Source organism: Chitinophaga sp. YR627 (assembly GCF_900114995.1).
Classification (GTDB): Bacteria; Bacteroidota; Bacteroidia; order Chitinophagales; family Chitinophagaceae; genus Chitinophaga.
The window spans coordinates 1-2,953 of sequence record NZ_FOUX01000011.1 but is presented as its reverse complement, the minus strand read 5'-3'; the positions used below and the strand labels follow the sequence as shown (position 1 = coordinate 2,953).

The 2,953-nt window shown below is 47.6% G+C and carries 1 rRNA gene; it reads left to right on the top strand.

Annotation, left to right across the window (positions count from 1 at the left end):
* Positions 1-17: 17 nt before the first annotated feature.
* A 23S ribosomal RNA gene (locus tag BMZ72_RS36205) occupies positions 18-2,897 on the top strand.
* Positions 2,898-2,953: the final 56 nt, after the last annotated feature.

Genomic DNA, 2,953 nt, shown 5'->3' with positions numbered 1-2,953 from the left:
AAAAAGCTTTGAAGATATTTAAAGCGAATAAGGGCGCATGGTGGATGCCTAGGCTCTAGGAGGCGAAGAAGGACGTGGTAAGCTGCGATAAGCTACGGGGAGATGCAAACGATCGTTACATCCGTAGATTTCCGAATGGGACAACCCAATACATTGAAGATGTATTATCCGTAAGGAGGCCAACGCAGGGAACTGAAACATCTAAGTACCTGCAGGAAAAGAAAATAAATTAATGATTCCCTAAGTAGTGGCGAGCGAACGGGGACCAGCCCAAACCGCGGTGGCGTGCTGCCGCGGGGTTATAGGACTACTTTTAGAAAGTCAGATCAAATTGAATCATCTGGAAAGATGAGCCATAGCAGGTGATAGCCCTGTAGATAGAAATTCTGATAGACGTGTAGTATCCTGAGTAGCGCGGGACCGGAGAAATCCTGTGTGAATTTGCCAGCACCATCTGGTAAGGCTAAATACTCCCTAGAGACCGATAGTGAACCAGTACCGTAAGGGAAAGGTGAAAAGCACTTCGAATAGAAGAGTGAAATAGTACCTGAAACCGTGCGCCTACAAGCGGTCGGAGCATAGTAATATGTGACGGCGTGCCTTTTGCATAATGAGCCTACGAGTTACTCCTTACTGGCAAGGTTAAGCACTTAAGTTGCGGAGCCGTAGCGAAAGCGAGTTCTAACAGAGCGCTTTAGTCAGTAGGGGTAGACGCGAAACTTTGTGATCTATCCATGGGCAGGTTGAAGGTTTGGTAACACAAACTGGAGGACCGAACTCATTAGCGTTGAAAAGCTATGGGATGACCTGTGGATAGGGGTGAAAGGCCAATCAAACTGAGAGATAGCTCGTTCTCCCCGAAATGTTTTTAGGAACAGCCTCGTATATAGAGTTATCATAGAGGTAGAGCTACTAATTGGGCTAGGGGGCTTCACCGCCTACCAAACCCTAATAAACTCCGAATGCTATGATATATCTGCGGGAGTGAGGCTGTGGGCGCTAAGGTCCATGGCCGAGAGGGAAATAACCCAGATTAACAGCTAAGGTCCCTAATCGTATGTTAAGTTGAACAAACGAAGTTCAAATCCTATAACAGCCAGGATGTTGGCTTGGAAGCAGCCATTCATTTAAAGAGTGCGTAACAGCTCACTGGTCGAGGGTTTGAGCACGGAAAATAATCGGGCATCAAACATACAACCGAAGCTTTAGGATTCTACTTAGGTAGATATCGGTAGGGGAGCATTCTAAACTGCATTGAAGGTGTATCGCGAGGTATGCTGGAGCGTTTAGAAAAGAAAATGTAGGCATAAGTAACGATAAAATAGGTGAAAAACCTATTCGCCGTAAGACTAAGGGTTCCTGATCAACGCTAATCGGATCAGGGTTAGTCGGGTCCTTAGGCAAAGCCGAGAGGCGTAGCTGATGGCAAACTGGTGAATATTCCAGTACCTGCTATAATTTCGATGGGGTAACGGAGTAGTGAAAGGACTGCGCACTTACGGAATAGTGCGTTAAAGGGAGTAGTTATATTCTGTGTAGGAAAATCCGCACGGGATGATGAACCCGATAGTACAGCAAAGCTTCGGCCGCGCTGATAATGTCCCTAATCAGACTTCCAAGAAAAACCTCTAAGGTTAGGTTATAGCAGCCCGTACCGTAAACCGACACAGGTAGTCGAGGAGAGTATCCTCAGGCGCTCGAGTGATCCGTGGTAAAGGAACTAGGCAAATTGACGCTGTAACTTCGGGATAAGGCGTACCGCAGTAATGCGGTCTCAGTAAAATGGTCCAACCAACTGTTTAACAAAAACACAGGGCCCTGCAAAATCGAAAGATGACGTATAGAGCCTGATACCTGCCCGGTGCTGGAAGGTTAAGGAAGGATGTTCGGAGCAATCCAAAGCTTCTGACTGAAGCCCCAGTAAACGGCGGCCGTAACTATAACGGTCCTAAGGTAGCGAAATTCCTTGTCGGGTAAGTTCCGACCTGCACGAATGGTCTAATGAGTTGGACACTGTCTCTACCACGAGCTCGGTGAAATTGTAGTATCGGTGAAGATGCCGGTTAATCGCAACGGGACGGAAAGACCCCGTGAACCTTCACTACAACTTAACATTGATTTTGAACAACAGATGTGTAGGATAGTTGGGAGACTATGAAGCAGCTTCGCCAGGAGTTGTGGAGTCAACGTTGAAATACCAACCTTCTGTTGTTTAGAGTCTAACTCGGCAACGAGGACATTGTTTGGTGGGTAGTTTGACTGGGGTGGTCGCCTCCTAAAAAGTAACGGAGGCTCGCAAAGGTACCCTCAGTACGGTTGGTAATCGTACGCAGAGCGCATTAGTAAAAGGGTGCTTGACTGTGAGGCCGACAAGCCGAGCAGGAGCGAAAGCTGGCTAAAGTGATCCGGTGGTTCTGTATGGAAGGGCCATCGCTCAAAGGATAAAAGGTACTCCGGGGATAACAGGCTGATCTCCCCCAAGAGCTCATATCGACGGGGAGGTTTGGCACCTCGATGTCGGTTCGTCACATCCTGGGGCTGGAGAAGGTCCCAAGGGTTCGGCTGTTCGCCGATTAAAGTGGCACGTGAACTGGGTTCAGAACGTCGCAAGACAGTTCGGTCCCTATCTGTTGTGATCGTTAGTAAATTGCGGGGACATGACCTTAGTACGAGAGGACCGGGTCGTACGTACCGCTGGTGTATCAGTTGTGCCGCCAGGTGCAGTGCTGAGTAGCTATGTACGGACAGGATAAACGCTGAAAGCATCTAAGCGTGAAACCTACCTCAAGATGAGTTTACTTTTAAGGGCCGTCGGAGACTACGACGTTGATAGGCTACAGGTGTAAGGGTGGTAACATCGAAGCCGAGTAGTACTAATTGCCCGTAAGCTTTAATTTTATTTTTTTTGTATAGACTATTACAATTTCCCAATATGTTACCTTATTGGTCTTTG